This window comes from Pseudarthrobacter raffinosi (assembly GCF_023913835.1).
Taxonomy (GTDB): domain Bacteria; phylum Actinomycetota; class Actinomycetes; order Actinomycetales; family Micrococcaceae; genus Arthrobacter; species Arthrobacter raffinosi.
The window spans coordinates 109,522-133,779 of the sequence record NZ_JAMXBG010000010.1; the positions used below are offsets into that span (position 1 = coordinate 109,522).

The 24,258-nt window shown below is 65.7% G+C and carries 19 protein-coding genes and 1 tRNA gene; 8 read left to right on the forward strand and 12 right to left on the reverse strand.

Annotated elements, in window-relative coordinates; translation table 11 throughout:
* Nucleotides 1-108: 108 nt before the first annotated feature.
* From mnhG to NG697_RS11900, 6 genes are read right to left on the reverse strand one after another with little or no spacing between them, the layout of a single operon-like run.
* Nucleotides 109-531, reverse strand: a complete 423-nt coding sequence (gene mnhG / locus NG697_RS11875; RefSeq protein ID WP_252608056.1) for a monovalent cation/H(+) antiporter subunit G — start codon at nt 529-531, stop codon at nt 109-111.
* Entirely contained in the window at nt 521-799 is a 279-nt protein-coding gene (locus tag NG697_RS11880; protein ID WP_056341351.1) for an MrpF/PhaF family protein, read from the reverse strand. The genes mnhG and NG697_RS11880 overlap by 11 nt, the downstream gene beginning before the upstream one ends.
* Nucleotides 796-1,341, reverse strand: coding sequence for a Na+/H+ antiporter subunit E (locus tag NG697_RS11885; protein ID WP_252614286.1), 546 nt, complete (start codon nt 1,339-1,341; stop codon nt 796-798). The genes NG697_RS11880 and NG697_RS11885 overlap by 4 nt, the downstream gene beginning before the upstream one ends.
* Nucleotides 1,338-2,945, reverse strand: a complete 1,608-nt coding sequence (locus NG697_RS11890; protein ID WP_252614287.1) for a Na+/H+ antiporter subunit D — start codon at nt 2,943-2,945, stop codon at nt 1,338-1,340. Before NG697_RS11890 ends, NG697_RS11885 begins: the two co-directional genes overlap by 4 nt.
* On the reverse strand, nt 2,942-3,532 hold the full coding sequence (locus NG697_RS11895) for a Na(+)/H(+) antiporter subunit C (protein WP_252599160.1): 591 nt from the start codon (nt 3,530-3,532) through the stop codon (nt 2,942-2,944). The genes NG697_RS11890 and NG697_RS11895 overlap by 4 nt, the downstream gene beginning before the upstream one ends.
* The gene (locus NG697_RS11900) at nt 3,529-6,591 is read right to left on the reverse strand and encodes a Na+/H+ antiporter subunit A (protein WP_252614288.1); all 3,063 of its coding nucleotides are present in this window, start codon (nt 6,589-6,591) and stop codon (nt 3,529-3,531) included. The genes NG697_RS11895 and NG697_RS11900 overlap by 4 nt, the downstream gene beginning before the upstream one ends.
* 192 nt (nt 6,592-6,783) lie before the next feature.
* Here NG697_RS11900 and NG697_RS11905 point away from each other — a divergent pair, with 192 nt between their 5' ends.
* From NG697_RS11905 to NG697_RS11915, 3 genes are all read left to right on the forward strand, one after another.
* Nucleotides 6,784-8,187, forward strand: a complete 1,404-nt coding sequence (locus tag NG697_RS11905; protein ID WP_252614289.1) for an MFS transporter — start codon at nt 6,784-6,786, stop codon at nt 8,185-8,187.
* A gap of 147 nt (nt 8,188-8,334) precedes the next feature.
* Complete coding sequence (locus tag NG697_RS11910; RefSeq protein WP_056341364.1) at nt 8,335-8,817, forward strand: cation:proton antiporter regulatory subunit; 483 nt, start codon at nt 8,335-8,337, stop codon at nt 8,815-8,817.
* Between the two features lie 5 nt (nt 8,818-8,822).
* Nucleotides 8,823-10,004 (forward strand): cation:proton antiporter, encoded by a 1,182-nt coding sequence (locus tag NG697_RS11915; protein WP_252599164.1) that lies wholly within the window; start codon nt 8,823-8,825, stop codon nt 10,002-10,004.
* A gap of 164 nt (nt 10,005-10,168) precedes the next feature.
* Here NG697_RS11915 and NG697_RS11920 read toward each other — a convergent pair whose 3' ends face one another.
* Together NG697_RS11920 and dcd are read right to left on the reverse strand one after the other, a co-directional pair.
* Nucleotides 10,169-10,834 carry a hypothetical protein gene (locus NG697_RS11920; protein WP_252599165.1) on the reverse strand — a complete coding sequence of 222 codons (666 nt, stop codon included), beginning with the start codon at nt 10,832-10,834 and terminating at the stop codon, nt 10,169-10,171.
* Nucleotides 10,835-11,156: 322 nt separating this feature from the next.
* Complete coding sequence (gene dcd / locus NG697_RS11925; RefSeq protein ID WP_252599167.1) at nt 11,157-11,732, reverse strand: dCTP deaminase; 576 nt, start codon at nt 11,730-11,732, stop codon at nt 11,157-11,159.
* Nucleotides 11,733-11,870: 138 nt separating this feature from the next.
* Between dcd and NG697_RS11930 the strand changes: the two genes are divergently transcribed.
* Nucleotides 11,871-13,592: a CAP domain-containing protein gene (locus NG697_RS11930; protein WP_308293013.1), complete on the forward strand. Its 1,722-nt coding sequence runs from the start codon at nt 11,871-11,873 to the stop codon at nt 13,590-13,592.
* Between the two features lie 3 nt (nt 13,593-13,595).
* Here the strand turns inward: NG697_RS11930 and NG697_RS11935 are convergent, their stop codons facing one another.
* Nucleotides 13,596-14,039 (reverse strand): SRPBCC family protein, encoded by a 444-nt coding sequence (locus NG697_RS11935; RefSeq protein ID WP_058930847.1) that lies wholly within the window; start codon nt 14,037-14,039, stop codon nt 13,596-13,598.
* Between the two features lie 252 nt (nt 14,040-14,291).
* Between NG697_RS11935 and NG697_RS11940 the strand changes: the two genes are divergently transcribed.
* The 3 genes from NG697_RS11940 (at nt 14,292) to NG697_RS11950 (ending at nt 15,802) form a co-directional block, all read left to right on the forward strand.
* Nucleotides 14,292-14,365, forward strand: a tRNA-Gly gene (locus tag NG697_RS11940).
* Between the two features lie 148 nt (nt 14,366-14,513).
* Entirely contained in the window at nt 14,514-14,651 is a 138-nt protein-coding gene (locus NG697_RS11945) for a hypothetical protein (protein WP_167349828.1), read from the forward strand.
* Entirely contained in the window at nt 14,648-15,802 is a 1,155-nt protein-coding gene (locus NG697_RS11950) for a N(5)-(carboxyethyl)ornithine synthase (protein ID WP_252599168.1), read from the forward strand. Before NG697_RS11945 ends, NG697_RS11950 begins: the two co-directional genes overlap by 4 nt.
* Before the next feature lie 69 nt (nt 15,803-15,871).
* Here the strand turns inward: NG697_RS11950 and NG697_RS11955 are convergent, their stop codons facing one another.
* Nucleotides 15,872-17,260, reverse strand: coding sequence for an MFS transporter (locus tag NG697_RS11955; protein ID WP_252614290.1), 1,389 nt, complete (start codon nt 17,258-17,260; stop codon nt 15,872-15,874).
* Nucleotides 17,261-17,420: 160 nt separating this feature from the next.
* On the opposite strand from NG697_RS11955, the gene NG697_RS11960 reads away from it, so the two are divergent.
* Entirely contained in the window at nt 17,421-18,275 is an 855-nt protein-coding gene (locus NG697_RS11960; protein WP_056341377.1) for a LysR family transcriptional regulator, read from the forward strand.
* Nucleotides 18,276-18,878: 603 nt separating this feature from the next.
* Here the strand turns inward: NG697_RS11960 and NG697_RS11965 are convergent.
* Together NG697_RS11965 and NG697_RS11970 are read right to left on the reverse strand one after the other, a co-directional pair.
* Nucleotides 18,879-22,358 (reverse strand): proline dehydrogenase family protein, encoded by a 3,480-nt coding sequence (locus tag NG697_RS11965; RefSeq protein WP_252614291.1) that lies wholly within the window; start codon nt 22,356-22,358, stop codon nt 18,879-18,881.
* A gap of 400 nt (nt 22,359-22,758) precedes the next feature.
* The gene (locus tag NG697_RS11970; protein WP_058930841.1) at nt 22,759-24,222 is read right to left on the reverse strand and encodes an amino acid permease; all 1,464 of its coding nucleotides are present in this window, start codon (nt 24,220-24,222) and stop codon (nt 22,759-22,761) included.
* Nucleotides 24,223-24,258 lie beyond the last annotated feature (36 nt).

Here is a 24,258-nt window from a genome sequence, read left to right on the forward strand (position 1 = left end):
CACCATCCCCTGAGTTTCACCGTCCAGCTAATCGGTTCAAACCGGCCGAGATGCCCGCAGTATCTGGAAGGTGAACTCACAAGGGACGCTGGGGGCTGCGCGTGACGCTCAGTCCCGCCGGCCGCCGTCAGACGCTTCATCCCTGGACGACTCATCCCGGGCCGACTGGGCCGCCTTCTGAACCACGGCCTCGAGTTCATCGGAGCTGAGCAGCTCGCGGTGCAGGTGTTTGGTGCGGTACCCGGCGCGGCCCACCATATGGGCGGAAATCGGCACCGTCAGCAGCTGGAAAATCCAGGCCACCAGCAGCACCGGCCACACCCACCAGCTGCGCAGCTGCAGGCCGATCGCCGCCAGGAGCAGGAACAGACCCAGCACCTGGGGCTTGGTGGCCGCGTGCATGCGGCTCAGCAGATCCGGGAAGCGGAGCAGGCCCACAGCGGCGGCGAGCGACATAAGGGCACCCACCACCAGGAACACCGCCGAGACGGTGTCGATGACATTGTCAACCACGCTGGCCTCAGGATTCATTGGCTTGCTCCCGCCGGTCGGCCACGAAGCGCGCAACGGTCACCGAACCGATGAAGCCAACCACGGACAGCGCCACCAGCAGCATCAGGTTGTTCAGGTGCCGGTTAACGGCCATGTCGATGCACAGGGCAGCGCCCAGGATTGCGAGCAGGACGTCGGAGGCCAGCACCCGGTCCAGCAGCGACGGGCCGCGGGAGATCCTGATGATGGCTCCTGCCGCCGCCAGCGAAAGAATGACTGCCGTGACAGCCAGGACGGTCTGCATCATGCTGCGGCCTCCTGCCGGATTGCTTCGAGTTCTTCGCGGGTGCCCATGATCCTGATCAGGCCCGCTTCGATGGAGCGGACTTCCTTGCGCAGGCTTTCCACTTCTTCCGGGCTGCTGACGTTGAGCGCGTGGAGGTAGAGGGTGGACGTTGACCGGTCCACTTCCACCACCAGGGAGCCCGGGATCAGCGAGATCACGTGCCCGGTGGCGGTGACCATCAGGTCCTGGTGGCTCCGCAACGGAACAGCGACGACGGCGTTGATGACCCGCGGGCCGCGGACCGCCGTCAGGTACATGACCTCGACGCTGGCTGCCGCCACCCTGCCCAGGAAACGCAGGGCAAATGGCACTGCATAAAGAATGTTGAACCGGCCGCTGAGTTCCACCGGCGGCAGATAGAATATCCGGGCCACGAGCACCGCCAGCAACGCGCCGAAGAGCAGGTTGCCGGGGCTGAAGTCCTGCCACAGGGCGCCCCAGACAAGCACCAGCCATACCAGCAGGGGCAGTTCCTGGCGGAGGGAAATCCGGCGGCGGCTCATTTGCCCCCACCGTTTTTCAGGGCCAGCGGGGGAACGTCCGTGTCCTCGCCCAGCACGGCCTGGATGTAGGCGGACCGGTCCAGCATTTCGTGGGCGGCCTGGTCCGAGACTGTGAACAGCGGGCCCGCGAAAACAGTGAGCGAGACGCCCAGGACCACCAGGCCCAGGGTTGAGCCCACCATGGTGCGGGGCAGCAGCGTGACGTTCTTGCGGCCGGCCCGGCTGCCGGTGTCCGAATCCTCCGGCTCGGCCAGCAGGACGGGGTCCGGGTGCTCGGCGTCCGAGGGCTTGCGCCAGAAGGCGCGGTTCCAGACGCGCGCGACGGCCAGCAGGGTCAGGAGGCTGGTGACCACACCGCCGATCACCAGGGCGTAGGCCAGGGGTGTGCCCAGTTCGATGCCCGCCTGGATGAGCCCCACTTTCCCCAGGAAACCGGAGAACGGCGGGATCCCGGCAAGGTTCATGGCGGGGATAAAGAACAGCAGGGCCAGGATGGGTGACAGCTTGGCGAGGCCCGCCAGCCGGTCCACGGATGAACTGCCGCCACGGCGTTCAATCAGCCCGGTGACCAGGAACAAGCTTGTTTGGATGGTGATGTGGTGGGCAACGTAGAACACGGCGGCACCCAGTCCGGCCACCGAAGACATGGCCAGGCCGAACACCATGTATCCGATGTGGCTGACCAAGGTGAAGGACAGCAGACGCTTGATGTCGCTCTGGGCCAGGGCGCCCAGGATTCCCACCACCATGGTCAGCAGCGCCGCCACCATCAGCGGCGTGTCCAGGCTGTCACCGGGAAACAGCAGGGTTTCGGTACGCACCATCGCATAGACGCCCACCTTGGTCAGCAGGCCCGCGAACACGGCCGTGACCGGCGCAGGGGCGGTGGGATAGGAGTCCGGCAGCCAGAAGGACAACGGAAAAACGGCCGCCTTGATGCCGAAGGCCACCAGGAGCATGACATGGAGCAGGGTGCGGGTTCCTTCGTCCAGGTCCGCGAGCTTGACGGCGAGATCGGCCATGTTCACGGTGCCGGTGGCCCCGTAAACCATGGCGATGGAGATCAGGAACAGCACCGAGGACACCACGGACACCACCACGTAGGTGACGCCGGCGCGGATGCGGGGGCCGGTCCCACCCAGGGTCATCAGGACATAGCTTGCCGTCAGCAGGATTTCGAAGCCGACATAGAGGTTGAAAAGATCCCCGGACAGGAACGCGTTGGACACTCCGGCCACAAGGATGAGGTAGGTGGGGTGGAAGATCGACACCGGGGCGTCCCGGTCGCCGTCGGCCATTCCCTGCCCGGTGGCGTAGACCAACACAGCGAGGCTAATGGCCGACGACACCACGAGCATGAGGGACGAGAACTGGTCCACCACCATCGTGATGCCCCACGGCGGCAGCCAGCCACCGATGTTCACGGCAGCCGTTCCGCCGTCCCACACCGACGCCAGCAGCAGGCACTCCAGCAGGAGCGTCAGGGACAGCACGCCGATGCTCACCGCGCGCTGCGCGCGGGAGTGCCGGATCAGCAGGAAGGCCAGGGCGGCACCGAGGATGGGAAGTACGACGGCGAGCGGGGCAAAGCTTGCCATGTTCACTTCACACCTCCTTCGGGACCAGGGGTTACGTTCTGCGAGCCGGGTTGCTCTTCGGCGGCGGCGTCCCGGGCAGAAATCTCCTTGGCACCGGCGGTGACGGAACCGGCCTCATCCGGGCCGTCCGCCGCCGTGGGGTGATCTGAGACCGTGCTCCCGTCGCCGCCCAGCATGGTTAGGGGAAACTCGGAAGTTTCGGCCGGGATCGGGGTGTCGTCCTCGGCGTCGAAGCGGGGCGTCTCGGCGACGCGGAGGTCCTCGATGTCGTCCTGGATCTCGTCCTGGCGGGCCAGGACCCACGTGCGGTAGATGATGCCGAGCATAAAGGCCGTCACGGCGAAGGAGATCACGATCGACGTGAGGATCAGGGCCTGCGGCAGCGGGTCCGCGTACTCATGCGCGCCGGTGGCCTTGTTGTACAGGGGCGCCAGGCCGGCATAGCCGCCGGTGGCCAGGATCAGCAGGTTGGTGGCGTTGGCCAGCAGCATCAGCCCGAGCAGCACCCGGGTGAGGCTGCGTTCCAGGATCAGGTAGATGCCGCACGCATACAGGGCACCCATCACGGTCAGCAGGGTCAGGTTGACGCTCATCCTTGGCCCCTCGCGGTGGTTTCGGCGGGGACACCCACGGGTTCCTCGGCGTGCACGTCGGCCTGCACCTCGGTAGCGGCAGGAGCGTCGTCCGCTGGCGCGTCCTCGGCAGGCGCAGTTCTTTGCTCTTCAAAGTGTTCGTCGATCTCGGAGCCCAGGCTGCGCAGGACGTCCAGCACCAGGCCGATCACCACGATGTAGACGCCGATGTCGAAGATGGTGGATGTGACGAACTTGATGTCCCCGAACACCGGAAGCCAGAGTTCGATGATGGCGGTCTGGAATACCTGGCCGCCCAGCAGCAGCGGCACCACACCGGACGCCGCCGCAGTGGCGAGCCCGATCCCCAGCAGCGTTCCGGCGCCGACGGGCGTGGCCTCGCGCAGTTCGAACCGGCCGCCGGCCAGGTAGCGGATGGCCAGGGCAAGTCCGGCAGTCAGGCCGCCGGCGAAGCCGCCGCCGGGCAGGTTATGGCCGGCCAGGAGGAGGTAGAGCGAGAAGATGATCAGGGAGTGGAAGATCAGCCGCGTGACCACTTCAAAGATGATGGAACGCCGTTCCGGTGCCAGCGTGCGCCCCGCCACGATCCAGGCGTCCCGGGCGGAGGCGGCGAATTTGCGGCTGATGGCCAGGGCCGCGGCTTCCCGCGACCCGGGATCCACAGCGACCTGGCGGCCGACGCTGCCCTCGGCAATAGTTTCAGAGACCCTGGTCCGGTCGCCGCGGCCGCGGACGAAGATGAGGCTGGCAACACCTGTGGCGGCCAGGGCAAGGACGGATATTTCACCGAAAGTGTCCCAGGCGCGGATGTCCACCAGGGTCACGTTGACGATGTTCAGCCCGCCGCCGCCTTCATAGGCAAGACGCGGGAATTCCAGGGACACTGGGACGGCCACCCGGGCGCCCATGGCGTGGATGGCGGCGAAGACCATGGTGACGCCGAACGCCGCCCCGATGATCACGCGGATCACCCGGTACTTGCCGCCGGTCCGGTCGCGGAGTTCCGCGGGCAGGCTGCGCATGGCCAGGACAAAGGCCACCAGGATGATGGTTTCCACAAGCATCTGCGTGAGGGCCAGGTCCGGCGCGCCCTGGAGCGCGAACATCAGGGCGATCCCGTATCCGGTGACGGACACCATCAGCACAGCGAGGAACCGTTTGTTGGCCTTGACCGCGGCCAGCGCGCCGATCACAATTCCCGCCCCGACCACGGGCTGCAGCGGCGAGTAGGGATCGATGAAGTACAGGTTGTCCGGAAGCGGCTTGCCCGCCAGCACCATGGCGGTCAGCGGCAGCGCAAACGCCATCGTGAGGATCACGGCGAGGTAGAAGTACAGGGAACCACGCTGCGTGCGGCCCGTAATCCAGACCGCAGTGTCGTCCAGGGCGCCGATGGTGAGCTGGTACATGCGGTCGCCGTCGATCCAGCCGGGAACGCGGGACTGCGCGCGGGCCACCAGGTTCCGTCCGAAGTACATCGCCAGGCCCAGGGCAAACGTGAGGGCGGTTAGTCCCAGGGCGGGGGTGAAACCGTGCCACAGCGCAAGGTGGCCGGCCTGCTCGGCCGGTGTGCCGGCGCCGGACGCGGTGGAGGCGAACAGCGCGGCGTAGGGCTGGACCCAGGCGTCCACCGACGCCGGCCAGAGGCCGTAGACGATGCTGAGGACGCTGAGGACGGCCGGGGCCGCCAGGAAGGAAGGCTTGACCGCCTTGAACATTGTCCGCTCAATCCCGGGCTTCACCGCGAACGCTCCCCACATAAAGCGTGCGCTGTAGGCGAACGTGAGAACGGACCCGAGGACGATGCCCACGAGCACCACCATGCTCCAGGCCTCGCCGCCGGAAGCGTGGTGGACAAAGGCTTCAAGGACTGATTCCTTGGCCACAAATCCGGCGAGCAGCGGGACGCCGGCCATCGAGGCGGCACCGATGCCGGCCACAATTCCGAGCGCCCGGGACTGCCGGAACACGCCGGAAAGCTGGCGCACATCGCGGGTACCGGCCTGGTGGTCGATGATGCCCACCACCAGGAACAGGGTGGCCTTGAACAATCCGTGGGCGAGGAGCATCGCGAGGCCGGCGAGGGCCGCGTCCGGCGTGCCCAGCCCCACAACCATGGTCAGGAAACCCAGCTGGCTGACCGTGCCGTAGGCCAGGATGAGCTTGATGTCGGTCTGCCGGAGCGCCCGGTAGCCGCCAACCAGCATGGTGGCCAGGCCCAGGCCCAGCACAATGGACTGCCAGTAGGCGGTGTCGGAAAATCCCGGGGCCAGCCGCGCCACCAGGTAGATCCCGGCCTTCACCATCGCCGCGGCGTGGAGGTACGCGCTCACCGGGGTGGGGGCCGCCATGGCTCCCGGAAGCCAGAAGTGGAAGGGAACCAGCGCGGACTTGCTGATGGCGCCCGCCAGGATAAGTACGACGGCGGCGGCCACGATTCCTCCGGAAGGTCCGCTGATCAGGGTGGGAGCCTGCGCCAGGATCGCCGAAATCCGGTACGTGCCGGCACTGTGGCCCAGCATAATCAGGCCCACCAGCATGGCCAGCCCGCCCGCTGTGGTGACCATCAAAGCTTGCAGCGCAGAACGGCGGGCCGCCAGCCTGGTGCGGGCGAAGCCGATCAGCAGGTAGGACAGGATGGTGGTGAGTTCCCAGAAAATGAACATCAGAAGAAGATCGTCAGCGATCACCAAGCCGAACATCACTCCCGCGAAGGCGAGGAACTGGGCGCCGAAGCCTCCGAGGTCCTGGTCCTTGAGGCTGAAGTACCGCGCGCAATAGACGAGCACCAAGGCGCCGATGCCCAGGATAAGGAGCGACATCACCCAGGCAAGGGGATCGAGCCGGAAGGCGAATTCAAGATCCAGCCCGGGGATCCACGGGAAGACTTCCGAGACCGCGCCGACGTCCGAGTACACGGCGCCGTGCTGGAACAGCAGCCAGCCAAACGAAACGGCAGGAACAGCGGCCAGCGCATAAAAAGCGTTGCGGCCCCATGCCCTGAAGAGAAACGGCGCCACGGCAGCCACCGCAAAGTGCACGGCAAGGACTGTGATCACTGGTAGCTCCGCAACGTCAGGGATTCGATTGTCAAAAGTCAGGGCAGGCGGTCATTCGTCAGGTTCGGTGGCCACAGTTTATCAAGGCACCACTGACACTTTTCCCGCACCGGACCGTGGGTCCCTGGAATTTCGCCGGTGTCCGGCGTACCATCTCCGCGATGTTCGCCAGGGGCGGATACGATTCAGCCTATGAACACCGCAAGCGCTCCTGAGGCCATGCAGCCGTCATCGGAACTCGCGTCCGGAACCCAGGCCACCGGCAAGGGCCGAGTCCTCGCCTGGGCCGCCTGGGACTGGGGATCTGCGGCCTTCAACGCGATCATGACCACCTTCGTTTTCACCGTCTACCTCACCTCCAATGCCTTCGGCGGCAAAGATCAGGCTTCGGCCGTTCTTGGCGGTGCGCTGGCCGTTGCGGGGATCGCCATCGCGCTGCTCGCTCCGGTGACCGGGCAGCGCTCGGACAACGGCGGGCGCCGCAAGCTGTGGCTGGGGGTCAACACGGCCGCCGTCGCCATCCTGACGGGCCTGTGCTTCTTTGTGTTCCCGCGGCCGGAGTTCCTGCTGCTGGGCGTTTCCCTGATCGCGCTGGGGAATGTGTTCTTTGAGTTCGCCGGGGTCAACTACAACGCCATGCTGGCCCAGATCTCCACGCCGAAGAACATCGGCAAGGTCAGCGGGTTCGGCTGGGGCATGGGCTACCTGGGCGGCATTATGGCCCTGCTGATTGTGCTGCAGCTGTTTGTGCAACCGAGCTTCGACTGGTTCGGCGCCTCCACCGAGGACAGCCTGAACATCCGGCTGGTGGCCGTGTTCTCCGCCCTGTGGTTCTTCATCTTTGCCCTGCCGGTGCTGTTTGCTGTCCCGCAGCTGCCGCGGCCGGAGCGGGCCCAACCGTTGGGCGTCCTGGCCTCCTACCGCCTGCTGATCCGCCGGATCAAGGCAATCTACGCCACCAGCCCGCACACCATTTACTTCCTCCTGGCCAGCGCAGTGTTCCGGGACGGCCTCGCGGCCGTGTTCACCTTCGGCGGGATCATCGCGGCCGGCACGTTTGGCTTCGAATTGTCCCAGGTCATCTTCTTTGCCATCTTCGGCAATGTGGTGGCGGCCGTGGGCGCCATCATCGGCGGGTTCCTGGACGATCGTGTAGGGCCCAAGGCCGTGATCATGGGTTCCCTGGTGGGGCTGCTGGTCGCCGGGACCATGATCCTGGTCCTCGGCAACGAAAACTACATCTTCTTTGGCACGGCGTGGGCCGGCAGCACCACCTTCTGGGTCTTCGGGCTGTTCCTGTGCCTGTTTGTGGGGCCTGCCCAGTCCTCGTCGCGGGCATACCTGGCCCGGCTGGCACCCCACGGCGAATCCGGCGAGCTGTTCGGCCTTTACGCCACCACCGGGCGTGCCGTCAGCTTCCTCGCTCCGGCGCTGTTCACCCTGTGCATCACGCTGGCCACTCCCCTGGTTGCGCCCGGCGAGGCCCAGCGCTGGGGAATCCTGGGCATCATGGTGGTGCTGCTCGCCGGCCTGCTGGTCCTGCTCCCGGTAAAGTCGCCGGACAAGACCGCCATCGCCGTCGTTCCAGCCTCCTAGCGCGAACGGACACTTAAGCCCCACCCCCTTGAAGCGCGAACGGGCAGCAGATGACCTCAAATCCGGGGTCTGACGTCATCTGCTGCCCGCTCGCGCCGTCTTCGGCACCCCCGCCCGAAACCGGCCTGCAAAGACTAGGCTGGTGGTATGAACGTGGACGAGACTGACCTCCCCGGCCTGGGCCGGCGGAAGGACTTCATGACGACTTCCGGCCGCCGCATCGGCGTCGTGGAGCTGCGCGAGGGCACGATGGAACTCATCGTTTCCACTTGGGACGATCCCGACACCTGCCAGGCGTCGATTCCCCTGACCGGCGATGAGGCCGCCACCCTGGGTAACCTCCTGGGCGGGCAGCACCTTGCCATGAAGCTGACTGAAGAGCACCGGGAGATCCCGGGCATCGTGACCCGGCAGTTCTCCATCGCCCCGGAATCCCCGTTCCAGAACCAGCCCATGGGGAAGGCCTGCATCCGCACCCGCTGCGGAGTCTCGATCGTGGCGATCATGCGTGAAGGCGAAGTGCTCCCGTCGCCGGGACCCGACGTCGTACTTCACTCCGGTGACCTCCTCGTTGCAGTTGGAACGCAAGAAGGCCTCGATTCGGCGGCCGATATCCTGCGCAACGGCTGAGCGTCATGGACCCGCTGGCCCTGACCCTCATTGAACTGGGGGCCGTTGTGTTCTGTCTCGGCCTCCTGGCCAGGCTGGCCGGACGGATCGGAATGTCACCCATACCGCTCTACCTCGTTGGCGGACTCGCCTTCGGCGCAGGCGGCGTGGTCAAGCTCGAAGGTATGCAGGAATTCGCACATCTCTCCGGCGAAATCGGCGTGATCCTGCTGCTGCTTATGCTCGGTTTGGAATATACGGCTGCCGAGCTTTTCACCGGTCTGCGCAGGTCCTGGCAGGCCGGTGTTCTTGACCTGGTGCTGAATTTCATCCCCGGCGCGGCACTGGCGCTCCTGCTCGGCTGGGGAGCGGTGGGCGCCATGGTTATGGGCGGCGTCACGTACATATCGTCCTCAGGGATCGCTGCCAAGGTCATCACGGACCTGGGCCGGATCGGTAACCGCGAGACCCCCGTGGTGCTGTCCATCCTGGTGTTCGAGGACCTGGCCATGGCTGTGTACCTGCCCATCCTCACCGCCACCCTCGCGGGTGTGAGCTTCCTGGGCGGGCTCACCACGGTAGCAATCTCGCTGGCGGTGGTCACCGTCGTCTTAATGGTGGCGCTGCGGCACGGCCACCGTGTATCAAAAGCGGTGCACAGCGAAAACTCCGAAGTATTCCTGCTCAACCTGCTCGGTGCCGCACTGCTGGTGGCCGGCGTCGCGTCCGCCCTGCAGGTTTCGGCCGCAGTGGGCGCGTTTATGTTGGGCATCGCGATCTCGGGGGCTACCGCCCACAGCGCCACCCGGATCCTGGAACCGCTGCGGGATCTCTTTGCGGCCATCTTCTTTGTGGCCTTCGGGCTCAACACAGACCCGTCGACCATCCCGCCGGTACTCGGCTGGGCTCTGATCCTGGCGGCCATCACTGCCACTACCAAGATGCTCACGGGCATCTGGGCTGCCAAGCGGGCCGGAATTGCACGCCCGGGCCGCTTCCGTGCAGGCGCCGCCCTGATAGCCCGCGGCGAGTTCTCCATCGTTATCGCCGGCCTGGCCGTGGCGTCGGGCGTGGTCCCGGACGATCTCGCCGCCCTGGCAACCGCCTACGTGCTGATCATGGCCGTCCTCGGGCCGCTGGCCGCGCGCTATGTGGAACCGGTGCTCAAGGCGTTCGGCGGGCCTGTCCGGTTGGCCGCGAAGGCGTAGGCCACCACACTCCCCGCACCGAGACGTGAGATCCCGGCGCTATAACGGACCGTTGGCGCCGAGACCTCACCCCTCGATCCGCCATCCCGCCCGAGCAAGGGAGTCCAGTACCCGGTGGGCGCACCCGTCGAAGCCCCACTGGCGTACATGCCCGGCTGTGACAGTCACCGATGCCCAGCCGATGGCCGCGATGGACTCGTCCCGCCGGATGTCTGACTCACGCTGCGTTCTTCCAAGTGATGCCGGCCATCGTAATTAACGGCCACCTTGAAGTCCGGAAACGCCACGTCTGGCCAGGCAAGTTCCCACCCAGTAGCGTCCTGCACCACGTACCTCAGCGCGGGTTCCGGCAGTCCGAGCCTTCCGATGGCCAGCCGCAGCCGGGTCTCCGGCGCGGAATCGGCCCCGACCCGGCACAGTTCCAGAGCCTGCCTGGCTTTCCGGAAACCGCGGGCGCCCGGGGTGGAGTGGACCTGCTCAAGAAGGTCCCCGAGTGAACACAGCGCGTCCTTCTTAGGCCCGAAGCTCCTCGATTGGCTGCAGATGAAGTAGTCCGCCGCCACCAAATCCTCCAAGTCCAGGACCGCGGCCAAGTCCAGCCACGTCCGCGCAGGGCAGGTGACCGGGACGCCGTCGAGTTCCCCCATATCCTGGCTGCGAAGGCCCAGCCGGTGACCGGATACCCCCTTGCGCACCGGCCGGGCGCCTCCGCCGATCTTCGCCAAGTGGATTTTCAGCTCGTTCTGAAGTGCCAATGGCAGCGGGCAGCCCCACAGCAGCGCCGCGGTGGCCAGACAGCAGACGAGACCGGGAGAGAGTGTGGCCAGCAATGCGCAGGTGTGGTGAAGAGGCTGCGACGCACCCCAGGGAACCCGTACTCCGCGGCTTGCCACGCGGAGATCACGCCGCCATGCACGCGCAGCGGGGACGCCGGCGTGGACCTGCTCATGAAGGGTCAAGGAACGTCCAGCGAAGTGGTCCGGAAGAGGTGAGGGCTGCCGCATGACCTATTGTTGGCACAGCCGGGCTGCCCCAACCCGGTTATCCACAGAGTGGAGGAGTAGTGGTTCCCAAGCTGCCGCACCGAGAGGTTAGATCTCGGCGCCAAGACGGACGGTTAGAGCCGAGACCTCACCCCTCGATGGAAAAGGCTCAGACCTTCGTGCGGTGGAAGTTCAGGTGGCTGCGGCTGGCTGTCGGCCCGCGCTGGCCCTGGTAGCGGTTGCCGTATTCGCCGGAACCGTACGGGAACTCAGCAGCAGAGGTCAGCCGGAAGAAGCACAGCTGGCCGATCTTCATGCCGGGCCAGAGCTTGATGGGCAGCGTGGCCATGTTGGACAGCTCCAGCGTGACGTGGCCGGAAAACCCCGGATCAATGAACCCGGCCGTGGAGTGCGTCAGCAGGCCCAGACGGCCCAGGGACGACTTACCTTCCAACCGCGCAGCAATGTCGTCCGGCAACGTGACGGCCTCGTAGGTGGAACCAAGGACAAACTCGCCGGGGTGCAGGATGAACGGCTCACCGCTCTCCACCTCCACAAGCCGCGTCAGCTCGGGCTGCTCTTCGGCGGGGTCGATGTGCGCGTACTTATGGTTGTCGAAAAGTCGGAACAACCGGTCGATCCGCACGTCCACCGAGGATGGCTGGACCATCGCGGGATCGTACGGTTCGAGGACGATCCGTTGGGTGTCTAGTTCGGCACGAATGTCGCGGTCAGAGATCAGCACCGTCCCAAATTACTATGCGTTGTCCACAGCGCACACTTTTTCGTTGTTGCTGTCGCCTAGTGGGGCTAATGTTGCCTCAGCATGTCAGCCGCCGGATGGTCTCCCGGTTGGTACAACTGAACTGATCTGGGGTTGGTTTTGAATAAATTTGCGGCGCCCGCCGTTGTGGCCATGTTGTGCGCGCTCGCCCTCGTGTCCCCGGCCGCCGGCATGTATTCCGGCCCGCCGGAGAATGCGCCGTCCGTCCAGGCTGGTGCCTTTGGACCGCGCACGGTCACGTTGGGACCGTCGGGAACAGCGGACGACGGCGGCGCGCCCGACGTTGAGACCGGCACCGGTTCCCCGCTCGCCCCGGCCGTGGAACCGGTGATCACACCGGCATCACCCGCCGGAGAAGGCACGTCAGGGACCGCAGCGGCGCCGCCGACGGCGACGGTGGCTGCCCCCGAGACCGCCACCTCCGAGCCCCTCGCCCCCGAGCCGCCTTCCCTGCCACCCCTCTGGGCCCCCGACGCGGAACTGAGCCAGAACAAAACCGCGGCTCCCACCCCGCCGACCCCCGCAACGGAATCCATCACTACCGAATCCCTTGGCACCGAGGCCCTGGTGCCGGACAGCAACACGGCCGCCATCCTCACGGTTTTCAACGAAATCAACAATTACCGGGCGGCCAACAGCCTGGCCCCGGTCAAGTACCACCCCACGGTGGCCGGCATGGCGCAGGAATGGTCCGACAGCATCGCGTCCCGGGACGTCATTGAGCACCGCGCCAGTTTCTGGACCGATCCCCGCGCCCTGAGTCCGAACAATGGCGCCGGCGAGGTCATTGCCATCCGCACGGACCGCAACGCGGCGCAGTTGGTGGAGTGGTGGAAAAACTCCGAGGGCCACAACGCCATGCTGCTAGACCCGCGCTTCAACGTCATGGGCGCCGGGATCTCGTACACGAACAATCTGTACACCATCTGGGGTGTGGTGAACTTCTTCGGCTACACCACCCTGCCCGCCGGCACCGTCACCTCCCCTGGAGGCAGCTCCGCCGGCGGGGGCGCCTTCCCCGCCCCAACGCCAACCGTGTGCGACCCCGCCGTCAAACACATGCCGCCCACCCTGGATTTAGGCAGCGCGGCCATCACCAGTGCCGCTGATCTGGTGACCATCAACGCCTCAGGCCAGCTCATCAACCGCCCCTCCACAGGGAACAGGACCTTTGGTGCTGCCAAGGTCATCGGCTCCGGTTTCGGAACGGCCAAGGAAGTATTCACCACGGACTGGGACCGCGACGGCGCCTATGACCTCCTGACGCAGTGGAACGACGGACGGCTGACGCTCCACCGGGGTATCGCTACCGGAGGGTTCCAAACCTCGTTCACGCTGGGCTCGGGCGGCTGGGCGACGTTGACACTGGCCGTCGGCGGCTGGTGCGCCAACAACCGGCTCCCCCAATTGGTCGCCCTGGATACCGCCGGCAACCTGTACCTCTACCCGAACGTGGGCCTGGCGGACATGTCATCACGCACAACCATGGCCACGGGAGTATCGGCCAGGAAGCTGAGCATGGTGGACTATGACGCCGACGGTTTCCAGGATCTCCTGGCCATTAGGTCCGACGGCGGTGTGCAGCTTTACCGCGGAGCTGGCACTCCGGCGCCACGCGTCGAAGCCCGGCTCACCGTCACCACCGGCTGGCAAGACGTCACCGGGATCCGTCCGCTGCGCGACGTGACAGCCCTGAATTCCACGGGGGTCGCGCTCCGCCGGGCCAACGATGTGGTGCAGTACTGGGACCTGAGCAGCGGAAGCCTTGCGTCGCCGTCGAACATTACCGGCAGCTGGGCGGGCCAGCGGCTGGCGCAGTAGCCCTCAGGCGGCCGTCCGCACTTCCAGGACATCTTTGAGCCGTGCGAGCTGGGACACTTCGGCCCTGATGGTGCGCTGGATGCCGGTGTTCATCAGGCCCAGGAGGCCTTTGGGCTGGTACTCGAGGGCGAACCTGACGCGGGTGCCGGCCGGTTCGGTGCTGAGGTAGTACCCGCCGGTGGGCTGCGACGGTCCCGAGATCACACGGAACTGGATCTCGGCGCCCGGCCTGGCCTGCGTTATTTCGAAGTCGGCGGGGATTGTCCGTCCTGACCGGCCCGTGGTCGTCTGCCGGTAAACGGCGCCCTTGGTTCCGGCAGCACCGGACATCAAGCCGATGCTGCGGATGCCCTTGCGCCATAGGGGAAGGTTCATTCCGTCCACCAGGAACGCGTACACGGTCATTGCGTCGCACCGGATAAGCACCTCGTGCTCTGCAAATACCATGGGAGTCCTTAGTTAGCGGCTGGTCAGGTGGTAGCCCGCCCCACCCCCATGACACCGCAGCTAACGGGTTCAGAGTAGCCACTCGGCCCGCCCCGGACCTAGCCACCGACGGCGCCGTTATTGAAGAGTTACTGGATGACGCGGCCGGTAGCGGCCATCCCGGCGGACACGGGTCCAGTGCGTGGTCACGGTTGCTGGCGCGTGATCGCATCTGCGCTAAGCTAAGTTCTGCCCCGCTCAAAACGGGGCGATGCGGCTGTAGCTCAATGGTAGAGCGCTAGCTTCCCAAGCTTGATACGCGGGTCCGATTCCCGTCAGCCGCTCCAATGTTTCTCACTACCGTTTTCGCACCACAGCAGCGGGCGCGCCGGCGCGGCGAATCCCACTCCAAACGGCCATCACCCGGGGGCCGTTAGGCCCAGCCGTGTATCGTCAGAAGTCAGGAACCTCTTCGGTTCCGCTACAGGAGCAATCATGGCTGACAAGTCCCCGCGTCAAGCAGCATCCAAAAAAGCCGGCAAGTCCATCAAGGAAAAGCGCGCCGACAAGCGGGCCGCCGGAGCGCCGGCCACCTCCCTGGACATCACGTCCAAGGCCGCAAAAAAGAAGTGAGTGGCCAACAGAGCCACCTGACCCTCGGCGTCCTGGCATCCACCCGGAAACCGGACGAACGCCGCCTCCCCATCCACCCCCTGCATTTCGAGCGGATCGCTCCGGAACTGCGCCAGCGCATCATCCTGGAGCAGGGCTACGGTGAGCGCTTCGGCGTCTCGGATGACCAGCTCTCAACCCTCGTGGGCAAAATGGCCACCAAGGAAGCGCTGCTTGCGGAGGCCGACGTCGTACTCCTGCCCAAGCCACAGCCTGAGGACCTCGCGGAACTGCGCGACGGCCAGATCCTCTGGGGCTGGCCGCACTGTGTCCAGGACCGCGCCATCACCCAGCTGGCCATCGACAAGAAGCTCACGCTCATCGCCTTCGAAGCGATGAACCACTGGGCGAGCGACGGCGGATTCGGGCTACACGTGTTCCACAAAAACAACGAGCTGGCCGGCTACTGCTCGGTGCTTCATGCGCTCTCGCTCACCGGCTCTACGGGTGATTACGGCCGCCGGCTCAGTGCCGTGGTGATCGGCTTCGGCGCGACCGCCCGCGGCGCCGTGACCGCGCTGAACGCGCATGGCATCCACGACGTTCAGGTGCTGACCAACCGCGGAGTTGCGGCGGTTGGTGCCCCGATCCACTCGGTCAACATCGTCCAGTTTGATCACGACGACAAGGCCCCCTTCCTGAGCCAGGTCATCACCGAGCGGGGCCGGGTACCGCTGGCGCCGTTCCTGGCCGAGAGCGACATCGTGGTCAACTGCACGCTGCAGGATCCGAACAATCCGCTGACTTATTTGCGGACTGAGGACCTCGCGGCGTTCAGCCCGGGCAGCCTGATCGTGGACGTTTCGTGCGACGAGGGAATGGGCTTCAGCTGGGCGCGCTCCACCACGTTCGCAGAACCGATGTTTACCATGGGCGACCACATCAACTATTACGCGGTGGACCACAGCCCGTCCTACCTCTGGAATTCCTCCAGCTGGGAGATCAGCCAGGCCCTGCTGCCGTTCCTTGAGACAGTCATCGGCGGCCCCGCCGAGTGGGACGGTAACGAAACCATTTCCCGCGCCATCGAAATCCGCGAAGGCGTGGTCCTCAACAAGGACGTGCTGGAGTTCCAGCGGCGCGAGGCCGAGTACCCGCACCTGCCGGCGTAGGCTCTGCCGCCTTGGGCCGCGGCGTAGGTGCCGCGGCCCAAGGTCTGCAGCCCTTTACGCCGTGGCCCCCTACGCCGTGGCCACCCGGCGGACGATCCGCAGCGGGTGGCGGCGGTCCTTGAGGTCCACCCTGAGCGCCAGCGCGCCTTTTCGGGCCAGGACGACGGCGACAGTCACCGCGGCGAGCGCCGGCACCCCGCCGGACACCATGAGTGCCACATGCGGGTCCACGTGCTCGGCGATCCACCCGAGCATGGGCCCGCCGATGGCCTGGCCGCCGATCAGCACCATGATGTACAGGCTCATGACCCGGCCCCGGATGCCCATGTTGGAGCTGATCTGGACGAGCTGGTTGGAGCCGGTGAGGAACATCAGGCACCAGAATCCGGACAGGACCATCACCACGCTAAACCAGAGCATGGACGGCGCCAGGGCGGCCAGGCACAGCATCAGGCCATACATTCCGGCACAGAACACCACGGAGCGGAGCCGCAACTGGCGGCGCCGTGTGGACGCGACGGCACCGGCCAACGCCCCCAGTGCCACCAGGGCGTTCAGAAGGCCATAGCCGCCGGCGCCGACGTCGAACACGTGGTCCGCGAACGCGGCGAGCAGCACGGGCAGGCTCATGGCGAAGACGGAGATGAAACCGGCCATCAGCCACGGCCAGTAGATGGTGGGCTTGCTGAGCGCATACTGCAGTCCTTCCCGCAGCATGCCCTTCTTCTTGGGCGCAGGGGCACTAACGAACAGCTGGTTCTTGCGCAGGAGCAGCAGCATAGCCACGGTGGAGCAGCACGCCAGCGCATTCACGGCGAAGGCCCAGCCTGCGCCGACCGCGGTGAGCAGCAGTCCCGCCAGTGCCGGACCGATCAGGCCGCCCAGCTGGAACGTCGTGGAGTTGACGCTGATGGCGTTCCGGAGGTATTTGGGGCCCACCAGTTCGTTGACGAACACCTGGCGCGCGGGCTGGTCCAGCACGGTGACCAGGCCCAGCAGCAGCGCGATGACGTACACGTGCCACACTTCGATGGCGCCGGTCAGGGCAAGTGCCGCGAGCGCTGCGGCGAGGACCGCGGCCAGGCTCTGGCACAGGATGAGGATCCGGCGTTTGGCGAACCGGTCCGCCATCATGCCGCCCCACGGCCCCAACAGCAGCGACGGCAGGAACTGCAGTGCCACCGTGATGCCCACGGCGGTGACGGAGCCGGACAGTTCCAGCACCAGCCAGTCCTGGGCGATCCGCTGCATCCAGAGGGCGACGACGGCGACAAAGTGCCCGATCGCGAAGATGCGGAAATTGGGGACTTTCAGGGAGATAAACGTGTGCCGCCAGGGGAGGTGTTCACTAACGACGGCGATGGGTTGGGTCTGGGCGGAGGCGGCGGTAGCGGACGCGGAGGCGGAGTCGATGACGGGCTGGCTGACGGTTGCCGACGTTGGCGGTGGGGGTGCCACAGGGATGTCCTCAGGGAAGCGGGCGGACTGGGATGCTTCCCACGCTAGGCTGATTCAAGGTGATTATGTAGCCCTATCTCGCCTATAACTAGCATTACAAAGCGTAATAATGCCCACTCTGACGTGGGTGGACAGTCAGCCGCAGCCAAAGGAGTCCACTGTGTACGAACCCACCCAGCTCCGTTCCTTCCTGGCCGTAGCCGAGACGCTCAGCTTCACCAAGGCCGCGGAGCGCCTGGGCCTGGCACAGCCCACCGTCAGCCAGCATGTCCGCAAGCTGGAGACGGCGGCGAAGCGCATCCTCATCAGCAGGGACACCCGCGATGTCCGGCTCACGGACAACGGTGACGCGATGGCCGGCTTCGCCCGCACCATCCTTTCGGCCCACGATGCCGCCACCCGATACTTCTCCGGCTCGGCCATGCGGGGCCGGCTGCGGTTCGGCACGGCGGACGACCTCGCCATCACCGGCCTCCCCCGGATCCTTCGGGAGTTCCGCCAGGTCTATCCACAGATCAACCTTGAGCTCACCGTTGGCCAGAGCGACCAGCTGTACAAGAAACTCAATGCCGGCCAGCTGGACCTGGTGTTTGTGAAGTGGGTGGCTGGCGTCAAGGACGGCACGGTGGTCCAGCACGACACCTTTTCCTGGGTGGGGCTGGAACAGACGTCATTGGAGCCCGGGCATCCCGTACCGCTGATCTCCTACCCCTCCCCCAGCCTCAGCCGGAAGCTGGCCATCGATGCACTGGAATCAAGCGGCCGGACCTGGCGGATCACGTGCACTACCCGGCAGATCAGTGGTGTCCTGGCGGCACTCCGGGCAGGCATCGGCGTGGCTGTGATGCCGACGTCGCTGGTTCCCGAAGACCTCAAGATCATCACCCGCCGGTTCGACCTGCCTCCAGTGGGCGATGTGGATTTCACCCTGATCCGGAACCCGCTGGCCAACGCCGAAGTGATCGATGCGCTGACCCAGACCATCGTCGGGCGGACGCTCAAGAAGTCGGTTTGACCGAATTTGCCGCAGGAATCAGGACTGGAAACGAACCATTGAAGTAAAAGCCCGCCTCGCCTATGCTGGAATATCCATGGGTCAAGCAGTGGCCGGTTCAACACTACGAGTGCGCCATGCAGCCCATGATGCGGCCGCACTCGGGATAGGCAGCCAATGACGACAGCCGAGAACACCCATTTACACACTGTATATACCCAGCGACATAGCACCGTACGGCCGCTGGTCACGCATCATTCCAGCCATAACGCCGGTATTTCGCGGGCGGCCGAGTACGTCGGCAAACCCACGTGCGACAAGTGCGGCACGGATGAATTCATTTATCTTGAGTCCTACATTCCACCGGTTTACCGACGTGACGGGGCGGTCAGGACACTGGGCGAAGTCGCCTACACCTGCACCCATTGCGAAGATTTCTCGGCCCACAATGTTCCTGCATCGTGGACTCCCCCAGGCTGGTATCTGGGCTAATTACCAACTGTCTCCAGGCTCGCCCCCGCGCAGCCACCTGATCACTACGCAACCATTCGACAGCGAAGGCCCGGCAACCGCCCCGAAGGCGGCCACCGGGCCTTTCGTGTTTTTGTTGGGCTTCCGGCCCGCCTAGATCAGCTCATCCGAGAGGTGGTTCGGGGTGCCGAAGCGGTGGGCCGTGATGCTGATGGCCTGCTCGTGCAGGAACGGCAGCAGCTCCACCCGTCCGGCCTCGGTGACCGCGTGGGCGTAGATCGCCAGGTCCGGCCGCCCGTCCGTGGCTTCGGCGAGTGCGGTGGCGTCGCCGCCGATCAGGCGGATCCGCGCACCGGACAGTTTGCTCGCCGCGGCGAGGCGTACCGCCGAAGCCAGCCAGCCGGCGTCGGACTCAACCGTGACGTTGACGTCCAGCCCGGTGAGCACGGCGCGCAGCTGGGCGGGAAGTTCGACGGCGGTGGACACGGTCAATACCGAACCGGCCAGGACGCCGGCCGCCACAGTCCGCACCAGGTGCGCCAGCACGCCCCCTTCGGAGAGCCGCACGGTGACCGGCAGCGCACGGTAGCGGAAGATGTTCCGCTCGGCGCTCAGGCCGGAGACGTCCTTGGCGGTGCCGAACTCGTCGGCCCACGCCTGGGCGTCAGACCCCAGCGAGCGCTGCAGCGACTCAAGCTCGGCCGGGTCCAGGGCGCCTGCGGCGGCGTTCAGGATGCGGCGGACGCCTGCGTTGGTGACGCTTGCCGCGGCTGAGGCTTCGGCACTGACCCAGTACCCGAGGCCGGCGAGGTAGTTGGGTCCGCCGGCTTTGGTGCCGGCGCCGACGGCGGATTTCTTCCAGCCGCCGAACGGCTGGCGCTGTACGATGGCGCCGGTGATGCCGCGGTTCACGTAGAGGTTTCCGGCCTGGATGGAGCCCAGCCAGGTGCCGAGCTCGTCCGGGTCCAGGGCGTGCAGGCCGGCGGTGAGGCCGTACTCGACCTGGTTCTGGATCGCGATGGCCTCCTCCAGCGTGTCAGCGGTCATGACGCCCAGGACCGGTCCGAAGAATTCGGTGAGGTGGAAGTAGGACCCGCGGCGGACGCCGTAGCGCACGCCCGGGCTCCAGAGGCGGCCGGTTCCGTCAAGCTTGCGCGGTTCCACGGCCCAGGTTTCGCCGTCGCCGAGGGTGGTGAGGGCGTTGAGGAGCTTGCCGTTTGCGGGCTCGATGATCGGGCCCATCTGGCTGGTGGGGTCCTGCGGGTAGCCCACCTTCAGCGAGGTCACGGCGTCAACCAGCTGGTTGTGGAACCGTCTGGACTTAGCAACGGAGCCCACCAGGATCACCAGGGACGCGGCGGAGCACTTCTGGCCGGCGTGGCCGAACGCTGAGTACGCCACGTCCTTGGCGGCCAGGTCCAGGTCGGCGCTGGGGGTGACGATGATGGCGTTCTTGCCGCTGGTCTCGGCCAGCAGGGGCAGGTCCTTGCGGAAGGAACGGAAGAGTTCGGCGGTTTCGTAGCCGCCGGTCAGGATCACGCGGTCCACGGCGGGGTGGGAGATCAGCTGCTGGCCGAGTTCACGCTCGCCGAGCTGGACCATGGTCAGCACGTCCTTCGGGACGCCGGCTTCCCAGAGTGCCTCGATCATCACGGCACCGCTGCGGCGGGCCTGCTTGGCCGGTTTGATCACGACGGCGGAGCCGGCGGCGAGTGCCGCGAGGGTGGACCCTGCCGGGATGGCGACCGGGAAGTTCCACGGCGGGGTCACGACGGTGAGCTTCGCTGGGACGAACGTGGCGCCGTCGACCATTTCCAGCTTGCGGGCGGACTCGGCGTAGTAGTGGGCGAAGTCCACGGCTTCGCTCACCTCGGGATCGCCCTGGTCGATGGTTTTACCGGTCTCGCTGGCCATGACCTCCAGGAGGTCGGCGCGGCGGGCTTCGAGGACATCGCCGGCGCGGTGGAGGATCTCGGCGCGCTGGTCGCCGGTCAGGGCGCCCCAGGCTTTGCCCTTCTCTACAGCGGTGGCGATGACGGTGTTGAGGGTGTCCGCGTCCGTGATGGTGGCGGCTTCGACGGCGGCGTTGCCCAGCCTGGAGGACGGGACACGATCCAGGATGGCCCGGCCCCAGATGCGGTTGGCGGGCAAGGACGGGTCAGTATCCGGCGTATTCGCGAACGCGTCACGCGGCAGGGGCTGCGGCGGGAGGCTGCGGTTCTGCTGCCGGTTGGCCGGGGGGACCTCGCCGTCGAGCTTGTCCAGGGAGGCGAGGAAGCGCTGCTTCTCGCGCTCGAACAGCACTTCGTTTTCACTGAGTTCAAACACGGCGGACATAAAGTTGTCCTGGCTGGCCCCCTCTTCGAGGCGGCGGATCAGGTAGGCGATGGCGACGTCGAACTCGGCCGGGTGCACCACCGGGGTGTACAGCAGGAGCGAGCCGACGTCTTTCTTGACGGCTTCAGCCTGGCCCTGCGCCATGCCCAGCAGCATCTCGAATTCGATGCCGGACTCCACGCCGCGCTGCTTGGCGAGCAGCCAGGCGAAGGCGATGTCGAAGAGGTTGTGGCCGGCCACGCCGATCCGGACGTTGTTGATCCGGTCCGGGTGCAGCGAGTAGTTGATGACGCGCTTGTAGTTGGTATCCGAATCCTGCTTGGTGTGCCAGGTGGCCAGCGGCCAGTCGTGCAGCGAGGCCTCCACCTGTTCCATGGGCAGGTTGGCGCCCTTGACCACGCGGACCTTGATGGCGGCGCCGCCGTTGGTGCGGCGCTCTGCGGCCCAATCCTGGAGGCGGGTCATGGCGGCGAGTGCATCCGGGAGGTAGGCCTGCAGCACAATGCCGGCCTCGAGGTTCTTGAACTCGGGCTTGTCCAGGATCCTGGTGAAGACCGCGATGGTCATGTCCAGGTCCTTGTATTCCTCCATGTCCAGGTTGATGAACTTGGCCTTCTGTCCCGCGCCGGCGAAGGACGCGGCTTTGGTGAACAGCGGCGTGAGCTTCTCGACGACGTGCTCCACGGCCTCGTCGAACGCCCACGCGGAGTGCGGGGCCACGGTGGAGGACACCTTGATGGAGACGTAGTCCACGTCCGGGCGGGCCAGGAGCGTGTGGGTGCCCGCGAGCCGGCGGGAAGCCTCATGCTCGCCCAGGACGGCCTCGCCCAGGAGGTTCACGTTGAGCTTGATGCCGTCCTTGCGGATCTTGGCGATGGCCGGGCCCAGCTTGGCGTCGGTGGCGTCAACAATCAGGTGGCCCACCATTTCGCGGAGCACACGGCGGGCGATCGGGATGACCACCTGCGGAACGACCGGCGCCACGGTTCCGCCGAGGCGGACGGCGCTGCGCATGTACCACGGCAGGAACGCCGGGACCTTGGTCGCCAGGGCGGCGAGGTTTCGGGCGGCGACGTGGAGGTCTTCGGGGCGGACCACGCCGTCCACGAAGCCCACCGTGAAGTCCAGGCCGTTCGGGTCCTTCAGCACACCGGCCAGCTGCTCAGCCGAGGCATCAACAGGAACTTTCGAAGCCTCGGTCAGCCAGCGGCGCACCAGCGTGATGGTGTCCGCCGCGAGGGCACGGGCCTGCGGGACGTCTGTCTGTCCGGTGGCTTCCGTTGCAGTGTGAGTCATGGTTTGCTCGTTCTTTCCTTGGTCTGGAAGGGGTCTTATTCATCAGTATGAACTTGCAATCACATAAGATAAAGCGATGTTTTCTAAGCAATACAGGTTAGGAAACCCAATGCTTCGATTTGCCGTCCAAACGGTCAGGAAATCCCCGATTTTTGGGCAACGCTCTCTCACTTAAAGCGGGTTTTTGGGCGACCCTCCCTCACTTCCTGCAGGTTTTGGGGCAACGCTCTCGCACTCAATGAAAAACGGACGAACCCTCCCCACAGGATGTGAGAGAGGGTTCGTCGTTCGCGCCCCGAAAGTGAGCGAGCGTTTGGTGAAAACGTGCAGGGAGTGAGTGAGCGTCCGGGGGTGGGTGGGCCGGAACGGGTGGGCGGGTGGACGCCCGGGAACCCGGGGGTCAGCCGATGGGGCGGTGCATCTCCACAATCTCCTCGTGGCGTGGGCTGTCCGGGTTCATCAGGGAGTGCTTGCGGCCGTAGAAGAAGTAAATGGCCAGGCCGATAACCAGCCAGACACCGAACCGCGCCCAGGTCTCCCAGTGCAGCTGGAACATGAGGAAGGCGGACGCCAGCACACCGAAGGCCGGAATAACGGGCATCAGCGGCAGGCGGAACGTGCGCGGGGCGTCCGGCTTCTTGTAGCGGAACACGATCACGGCGAAGCAGACGACGACGAACGCGGCCAGGATGCCAATGTTCGTGAGGTCCGCGACGGCCTTGATGGGGAACACGCCGGCCAGCAGGGCGGAGGCGACGCCGGCAATCCAGGTAACGCGCTGCGGGGTTCCGTGCCGGTCCGTCTTGGCGAACCAGCCTGGCAGCAGGCCATCGCGGCTCATGGAGAACCAGACACGCGTGACGCCCAGGAGGAAGGTCAGCATCACCGTGAGGATGGACAGGACGGCGAAGACCGAAATGATGGTGGCGATGACGGGCAGACCCACGCCGGTGAAGGCGGAAGCGAAGCCGGCCGTGGGGTCGATGTCCTTGTAGTTCTGCATGCCGGTCAGGACTAGGGTGGCAGCGACGTAGAGCAGCATGGCGATGATCAGCGAAAGGATGATGGCCTTCGGCATGTGCTTCTTGCCGTCCGTGGCTTCTTCCGCCGCGGTACTCATGGCGTCGTACCCGAACACCGCGAAGAAGACGGTCGCGGCACCGGCCAGGACGGGCCCAAAGCCGCTGGGCATAAACGGGTTGTAGTTGTTGGTGTCGATATAGAAAACGCCGAGGCCGATAATGAACAGGATCAGGATGACCTTGATGGCCACGGCTACGAGTTCAAAACGGCCGAATGCCTTGGTGCCGCGGGACAGGATCCAGGTCACCAGGAGGCAGACGACGATGGCGGGAATGTTGACTATGCCGCCCTTACCCTCATCCGGCGTGGACGTCATCCAGACAGGCATGTTAACGCCGATTCCCGACAGGAAGGCGTCGAAGTACCCCGAAATGCCAATGGCCACCACGGCCACAATGGCAATGTATTCGAGCAGCAGGTCCCAGCCGATGAACCATCCAATCACCTCACCCAGAGCAACGTAGCCGTAGGTGTAGGCGGACCCTGCGCGCGGAATCATGCCTGCAAACTCGGCGTAGGACAGGGCAGCCGCGGCGGATGCGAGACCAGCAACAAGGAACGAGATCAGCACAGCGGGCCCCACTCCGGGAGTATCTTCGCTTCCGGCCGCGACCAACCCGGCGAGGGAGAAAATTCCAACGCCGATGATGCCGCCGACACCAATGGCGGTGAGCTGCCAGAGCCCGAGGGACTTGAACAGCCCGCTGTGCTTGTTTTCTTCTTCGATATCGTCGATGGGCTTGCGCCGCATAATCGACTGGGACATATCTCTTGTGCTCATCAGGAACTCCTGCGTGGGGTGCGGCCCCAACACGGC